The organism is Kitasatospora sp. NPDC056783, from assembly GCF_042789895.1.
In the GTDB taxonomy this organism is placed as follows: domain Bacteria; phylum Actinomycetota; class Actinomycetes; order Streptomycetales; family Streptomycetaceae; genus Kitasatospora.
In genome coordinates this window covers 21580-28706 of record NZ_JBHUAF010000074.1, presented here as the reverse complement: position 1 = coordinate 28706, position 7127 = coordinate 21580, and the positions used below count along the sequence as shown (strand labels likewise).

The 7127-nt window shown below is 75.5% G+C and carries 7 protein-coding genes; 4 read left to right on the top strand and 3 right to left on the bottom strand.

Annotated features, from left to right (window positions below):
- The 3 genes from ACFRMQ_RS14135 to ACFRMQ_RS14125 form a co-directional block, all read right to left on the bottom strand.
- On the bottom strand, window positions 1-713 hold a 713-nt coding region (locus ACFRMQ_RS14135), incomplete at its 3' end, for a DUF6801 domain-containing protein (RefSeq protein ID WP_380730551.1).
- A 231-nt stretch (window positions 714-944) separates the two neighbouring features.
- Window positions 945-1949 carry a MerR family transcriptional regulator gene (locus ACFRMQ_RS14130; RefSeq protein ID WP_380730549.1) on the bottom strand — a complete coding sequence of 335 codons (1005 nt, stop codon included), beginning with the start codon at window positions 1947-1949 and terminating at the stop codon, window positions 945-947.
- Window positions 1936-2613 (bottom strand): HEAT repeat domain-containing protein, encoded by a 678-nt coding sequence (locus ACFRMQ_RS14125; RefSeq protein WP_380730555.1) that lies wholly within the window; start codon window positions 2611-2613, stop codon window positions 1936-1938. Before ACFRMQ_RS14125 ends, ACFRMQ_RS14130 begins: the two co-directional genes overlap by 14 nt.
- A 268-nt stretch (window positions 2614-2881) precedes the next feature.
- On the opposite strand from ACFRMQ_RS14125, the gene ACFRMQ_RS14120 reads away from it, so the two are divergent.
- The 4 genes from ACFRMQ_RS14120 to ACFRMQ_RS14105 all read left to right on the top strand — a co-directional run bounded on the left by ACFRMQ_RS14120 (window position 2882) and on the right by ACFRMQ_RS14105 (window position 7035).
- Window positions 2882-3370 (top strand): hypothetical protein, encoded by a 489-nt coding sequence (locus ACFRMQ_RS14120; RefSeq protein WP_380730547.1) that lies wholly within the window; start codon window positions 2882-2884, stop codon window positions 3368-3370.
- 364 nt (window positions 3371-3734) lie between these two features.
- Entirely contained in the window at window positions 3735-5027 is a 1293-nt protein-coding gene (locus ACFRMQ_RS14115; protein ID WP_380730546.1) for a helix-turn-helix domain-containing protein, read from the top strand.
- A gap of 266 nt (window positions 5028-5293) precedes the next feature.
- On the top strand, window positions 5294-5707 hold the full coding sequence (locus tag ACFRMQ_RS14110; RefSeq protein WP_380730553.1) for a cobalamin B12-binding domain-containing protein: 414 nt from the start codon (window positions 5294-5296) through the stop codon (window positions 5705-5707).
- A complete protein-coding gene (locus ACFRMQ_RS14105) occupies window positions 5704-7035 on the top strand; it encodes a methylaspartate mutase (RefSeq protein WP_380730544.1) in 1332 nt (443 codons plus the stop codon). Before ACFRMQ_RS14110 ends, ACFRMQ_RS14105 begins: the two co-directional genes overlap by 4 nt.
- Window positions 7036-7127 lie beyond the last annotated feature (92 nt).

Genomic DNA, 7127 nt, shown 5'->3' with positions numbered 1-7127 from the left:
GTGTTGGTGCCGGAAGGCCTCGCCGTCGGAGGGGCGGGGTTCCCGTTGTCCGTCGGCTTGGGGGCGGGCGGCGGGGGAGGAGGCGGGGCCGTCACGTCGAGGGCCTGGAGGGCGTTGTCCTGCCCGGGGTTCAGCGAGCAGTCGCCCCCGATCGGGCCCACCCAGGTCGGAGCACCGCTCGCGTTCCTCGGCGTGACCCGAACGGTGAAGCCCTCGATGGTGATCTTCCCCGGGCCCGGCCGGCTGAGGGTCACGGAGGGCGCGGTGCCGGTCGCCGTGAGCGAGAAGGAGCCGGACGCCGGGATCGCGGTCCTGACGATGGACAGGGGCACGTCCTGCGGAATGGTGCCCTCCGGTGCCACCACGGTGCCGTGCGCGAGGATCGATCCGTCCACGCTCGTGGCGCCCAGCGCGTACGCGTACTGCGTGAAGCTCTCGTCCACCCACGCCGTTCCGCGGACGGTGAACCGCGGACTGGGCCGGCCCACCTCCATCGAGGCCGGGACGTCCGCGGTGACCGTGATGTCCGCGGGGACGGAGATGACCAGGGCCGAGCAGGTGTAGTGGAGGGTGCGCGAGACGGAGGCCGCGGCAGCGGGGCCGGGGCCGAACGCCGCAGGGACTGCGACGGCGGTCATGACCGCCGTCGCGAGCCCGAGGACCGTTCGCGTCCCGGACCTTCCCGCGCGGTCCCCGTTGAGCGTGCTGCTCATGATCACTCCATGACGACGGCTGCCCGGATCCCCTCCGGGTCCAGCCATCATGACGAGGAGCGATAAACGAACGGTTGCAACCAACGTGCCTGATTCGCCATGTCATTGACGGGCTGTCAGATTGATCCGGAAGGGCTCGTACTCGTAAGGGCGTGCGGGCAGTGCCCGGCCGTCGGGTGCGGGCCGGCGGGGGCGCGTGCTCGCTTCCGGCCCGCCGCACCCGTCCCCGGGCTACCGCGTGTCGCGCAGCCCGAGGACGTACGCCGCCGTCAGCGCGACCGCGCGGTCCTCGTCGCGGGCCAGCGCTTCGAGGGCGCGGGAGGAGGTGCTCCCCGGGATGTCGGCGAGCGCCTGGGTCAGCCGGCGGCGGGCGTCGGCGCCGACGGCAGCGTCGGCGAGGCCGTCGACGAGTGCGCGGGCGATCCGGTCCGCCAGCGCGGGATCGGCCGCCAGCGCGCCCAGCGCGTCGGCCGCGTCGGCGTCCCGACCCTCCTCGACGATCATGCCGATGAGGATCGGGACGGCGTCCGCCACACCACGGGTGCCGAGCGCCAGGGCCGCGTACCGGCGGACCGCGACGTCGGCGTGGGTGAGGGCGTCGCGCAGCAGGGCGGTCGCCTCACCGCCCGGCAGCTCGGCGAGGGACCGCACGGCGCGCTCGCGCACCTCGGCCGCGGGGGAGTGGAGGCCCTTCGCCAGCAGGGCCGGCCCGTCGCCGCCCGCCTGGGCCAGCGCCCAGCGCAGCGCCCCGGCGACGTTCGGGTCCGGCTCGGCCAGGGCGGCTTCGACCAGGGCCGCCACCGGCACCGGAACGTCCTCGGACGCGGACAGGGCGGCGCGCTGCCTGGCGCCCGGGCTCTTGGACTCCAGCGCGTGGAGGAGCGAGACGATCCGCAGCACGTCGTCCCAGCCGGCGGGTTCGGCGGCGCCGATCCGGCTGAGCCGGGTGAGCAGTTCCGTCTCCGCCGCGATGCGCTCCCGGGTGCGGTGGACCAGGTCGTCGACGAGGGCGGCGGGCGCGAAGCCGGGGTCGTCGAGGGCGCGCCCGACCTCGCGCAGCGACAGCCCCAGGGAGCGCAGGCTCTCGATGTGGAAGATCCGCCGGATGTCCGCCTCGGCGTACTGGCGGTAGCCGGAGTCGGTGCGGCCGGTCGGCCGGACCAGCCCGAGCGACTCGTAGTGCCGGAGCATCCGGGCGCTCACCCCGGACCGCCGGGCGACGTCACCGATCAACACTTCCCGTCGTCCCTCCCGGGGCCCCCTCGAGGGCCGCCGTGCGCTTCGCCTCCTCGATCGCGGACTCGAATCCGGCGTCCGGGTCGTGCCACAGCCGTTCCGTGGCGAGCGCGTGGGCGCGCACCCCCGGGTCGAGGTCCGTCGTCGCGGCGGCCAGCGTCGGCAGCACCGCCTCCCCGAGCGCGATCAGCGCCCGGCTGAGGCTCAGCTGCGTCTCCCGTCCGCCGCGCCCGAGCTGGGCCGCCAACACTACGGCCAACCCGTGCTCGGCACCCTCGGGCACCAGCACGACCGCCGCCCGCCAGGCGCTGCGGGCCACCTCGTCGTCGGGATCGGCCAGCAGCGCCGGCGTGATCGCCGGCCAGGCCTGCCGGTCCCCGATCTTGGAGAGGGTGTGCAGCGCCTGGCTGCGCGCCTGCGCGCCCGGCGAGCGGACCTCCCCGAGCAGCAGCGGGACGGTCATGGGCGCCGGATGGCGGGTGAGCGCCCAGGTGAGCATCTCGCGGACGGAGAACTCGGGCTCGACCGCGCACCGCGCGACGAGCGCGCCGACGTACCCCGGGTCGGGGCTCGTGCCGACCGCCAGCGCCGCCCGCAACCGGACGGAGGCGTCGGTGTGCTCCAGCCCCCGCAGCGCCCGTGTCGTGTCCGTGTCCGTGTTCATGTTCGTGTCCGTGCTCGTGTTCATGCCCGCGCCCTTCTCCGTGTTCTCGTTCGGCCTGGTCATCAGGACCACCTCCGCGGCCTCAGTGAAGGGCTTGTCACGGTGTCAAGGTCAAGCGGAGCCGGAGGTCCCGTCTTACGGTGATTACGGGGCCCTGCCGTCACGGGCGCTTCTCTCCGCACCGCCGACCTCCGCCCGGCCGCTCGCCCCTTCCGTCCCCCGCGTCCCCCGCGTCCGCGGGGAGGGCGCAACCGAAGGAGCCCGTGTCATGGCGAGTAGTGCTACCGGCCCCACCGTCCGGGGGGCCGCACGGTACCCCTACGCGAGTGGGTGGACCATCTTCGCCGGGGTCATGCTGATCTCCGCCGGCCTCATGGCGGTCTTCCAGGGGACCGCCGCCATCCAGAAGGACCGCGTGCTCGTCGTCACCCGCAGCTACGTGTACGCGATGAACACCGAGGGGTGGGGCTGGCTCCACCTCGTTCTCGGGATCGTCGTCATCGTGGCCGGGGTGGCGGTCTTCAGCGGCGCGGCCTGGGCCCGCGTCGTCGGTGTGGTGGTGGCGGTGTTCGGGATGCTCGCCAACTTCGTCTGGCTGCCCTACTACCCGCTCTGGGCGATCGTGCTGATCGCGCTCGACGCCCTGGTGATCTGGGCGCTGTGCGTCGGGCGGGTCGTCACGCCGCCGGCTCCGGGAGCGGGAGTGGCCGATCACGACCGGCCCGGACCGGAGCGGGCGGGGCCCGGCCGGAGCTGACCGGCGGCCCGACCGGCCCCGACGGGCCACGGCCCGCCGGGGCCGCCGTGCGCTTCCCCGCCCCGACGGGTGAACCGGACCGCGACCCGGTGAACGCGGGGACGCGTGCCGCTCCACCCGCCCGTCCGGTCCGGTGAGCGGCCTGTGAGGCCTGGGTGAAGGTCGTGGGTGGGGCCGGTGACCGGCCGTTGATCGGGCGTAGACGGCGAGCCTGGAGCATCGGGAACCGGAGGGAACCGGTCTGGAGGCCACAGCCTGAACACCGGGACCCGCGCGGCCGGACCACGGGCCGCACGGGTGCCCGGCGCTGCGGCCGCCGCCGGACCCGCCCCAAGGAGTCCGGACCACGAAGGGCAGACGAGGCATGGACGGCGGGCAGTCGGTGCAAGCGGTGAGAACGGCGGCGGGGTTCGGCGAGCTGCTGCGGGTGCGGCGCGAGCGGATCGGGCTGACCCAGCAGTGCCTGGCCGATCACGCGACGCTGAGTGTGCGGGCGATCCGCGACATGGAAGCCGGCCGGGTGCGCCGCCCCCGCAACGAGACCGTCCGGCTGCTGGCGGACGCGCTGCGGCTGGAGGGCCGCAGCCGGACGGACTTCGAGGAGGCCGCCCGCCGGCACCCGCTCGCGGACGAGCCGCCGGCCCCGCCGGCCGCCCCGCCGGTGGCGCGCGGGGCGATCGTCGGCCGGGAGATGGAGGCCGAGGTGCTGGCCGACGCCTTCGCCGTGCACGGGGACCGGCTGGTCTCGCTGGTGGGGATCGGTGGGGTGGGCAAGACCAGGCTCGCCCTGGAGGTGGCCCGCCGGCTGCACCTGGCCGCCCGCTGGTCGGTGCGCTGGGTGGACTGCGGCGGCGGGTCGCACCCCTGGCGCGGCCCGCTGGAGGACCTCGCCCGGGAGATCGGAGAGCGGCCCGCGCTGCTGGTGCTGGACGGCGCCGACGGCGGGGTGGACGCCGGGCAGCTGGACGGGCTGTTCCGGCACTGCCCCGGGCTGCGGGTGCTGATCACCGCCCGGGAGGCCCGCCCGCTGCCCGGCGTCCAGGTCATCCCGCTCGCGCCGCTCCCCGTGCCGGACCCCGAACTCGACGCCGAACCAGAAGCGTTGGCGAAGGTCGGGGCCGTCCGGCTGCTGCTCTCGCACCTGTGCCGGCTGCGCCCCGGCTACACCCTGGAGCGCTCCGAGGCGCCCGCCGTCGCGGAGCTCTGCCGCCATCTGGACGGCCTGCCGGGCGCGTTGGAGCGCGCGGCGGGCTGGGCGCTGGTGCAGTCCACCGCCCAGCTGGTGGCCCGGCTCACGGACGGCCCGCTCACCCTGTCGGCGCCGCCGGTGGTGTTCGGCGCGCGCGGTGACGTGCGGGACGAGGTGGAGCCGACGATCCGGAGGCTGACGAACCGTCAGCGTGCGCTGCTGGACGTGCTCGTGGACGAACCCGGGGACTGGACCGGGGAGGACGCGGCGGTCCGCAGCGGCTGGGCGCCGCAGGCCTGCCTGGAGACGGTCTACGAACTGCTGTCGCGCGGGCTGATCCGCAGCGTGCCCGCCCGTGACGGCCTGCGCTTCACGGTGCTCAACCTCTGCCGGCGCCTCGTCCGGGAGGAGTCGGGGCTCCGGTTCGCGCCCGCCGGGGACGTCCCGCTGCTGGCCGTCGCGGGCTGACCGTCGAGGGCCGACGGGCGAGGGCCGGCCGTCGAGGGCCGACGGGCGACTGACGGGCGACTGACGGGGAGCGGTGCCCCGGCCCGGCACCGGGACGGCCCGCCGATTCTGCCGCATCTTGCCGCAGGAGCTGCCGCTCGCCGGGCCCGATCGTTCCTAGCGTTCTCCACGGGGAGCAACCGCCGCGAAACGCGCCGGGACCGCCATCGACGATCTCTACCGATGAGGGCTGAGTTGTGGAGCACGGAAATGCCGAGCAGGGCGGAATGGACGTCGTCGTCACGACGGTGTCCTCCGACTCGCACACCTGGAACCTGGTGTTCCTCCAGCTCCTGCTGGAGGAGATGGGGTACCGGGTGACCAACCTGGGGGCCTGCGTCCCGGACGCGCTGCTGGTCTCCGAATGCCGCCGGATCGCACCGGACCTGATCGTGATCAGCAGCGTCAACGGGCACGGCCACCAGGACGGCCTGCGAGTCATCGCCGCCCTGCGCGGCTGCCCGGAACTGCGGCGCACACCGGCCGTCATCGGCGGCAAACTCGGCATCGCCGGCGCCGAGGACCCGGACCGCGAGCGGGAGTTGCTGGCGGCGGGCTTCGACGCCGTCTTCGAGGACGGCGCCTCGACGGCCGGGTTCCACGCGTTCGTCGCCGGGCTGCGCGCCGCGGTCCTGCTGTGACCAGCCCCGCCCTGACGGGCCCCGCGGCGGTGGGCCGGGCCGGGAGCGGCTTCGGCGCGTTCGTGGCGCGGGCGGAGCGGGCCGGCACCCTGGTGGTGCAGCCCCGGATGGGGATGGCACAGGCGGCCCGGATGCGGGAGGGACTGCTGGCCACCCGGGCGGCCGAGGCCGTCACCGTCGGCACCATCACCCTGGACAGCTACACCCGCACCGGCGACCTCGACGCCGCGCGGCGCGCCCTCGACGCCGGATCGGGCCTCAACGGCTATCCGATCGCCACCCACCCGGTCGAGGTCACCCGGGCGGTGCTGCGCGGAGTGGCCGGCGCGGGCTTCCCGGTGCAGGTCCGGCACGGCTCGGCCGCGCCGGAGGGGATCGTCCGGGCGCTGCTGGCGGCCGGTCTGGACGCCACCGAGGGCGGGCCGGTCTCCTACTGCCTGCCGTACGGCCGCACCCCGCTCCGGGAGGCGGTGGACTCCTGGCGGCGGAGCTGCGAACTGCTGGCCTCGGTCCGGGAGTTCGGTGTCGAGCCGCATCTGGAGACGTTCGGCGGCTGTCTGATGGGCCAGCTCTGCCCGCCCTCGCTGCTGATCGCCGTCAGCGTGCTGGAGGCGCTGTTCTTCCGCCGGCACGGGCTGCGCAGCATCTCGCTCAGCTACGCCCAGCAGGCGGACGCCCGCCAGGACGAGGAGGCGCTGGCCGTGCTCGGCCGGATCGCCGGCGAAATGCTTCCGGACGTCGACCGGCACCTCGTGGTGTACGCGTACATGGGCGTGTACCCGCGCTCGCCCGGCGGCGCTCGGCTGTTGCTGGAGGACGCGGCGCGGCTCGCCGTGCGCGGCGGCGCGGCCCGGCTGATCGTCAAGACCACGGCCGAGGCGCACCGCATCCCGACCGTCGCCGAGAACGTCCGGGCGCTGGAGGACGCCGGCGCGGCCGCCGCGGCGGAGCGGGGCCGCAGGGCCGCCGCGCCGCCGGACACCGGGATCGAGGCCGAGGCCAGGGCGCTGATCGGCGCGGTGCTCGACCTGGACGCCGACCTCGGGCGGGCGCTGGTGCGGGCCTTCGCGGCCGGCTACCTGGACGTGCCGTACTGCCCGCACCCCGACAACGCCGGGCGGGCGCGCAGCGCGCTGGGCCCGGACGGGCGGCTGTACTGGTCCGCCGTCGGCTCGATGCCGATCGCCGGGTCGGCCGACCGGGGCCGGCCGCCGATCCTCGGCTCGGCCGGGCTGCTGGCCGCCCTCTCCCACGTCCGGCGGCGCTACGACGGCCTGGCCGAGGGCTCGTCCGCGGCCGCCGACCGGGGCCTGCCCGCCCCGCGCTGACCGGTCCCGCGCTGACCGGTCCCGCGCTGACCGGTGCTCCGGCGCTCCACCACGGACGACCACGGACGACCACGGACACCCCGAGAGAAGAG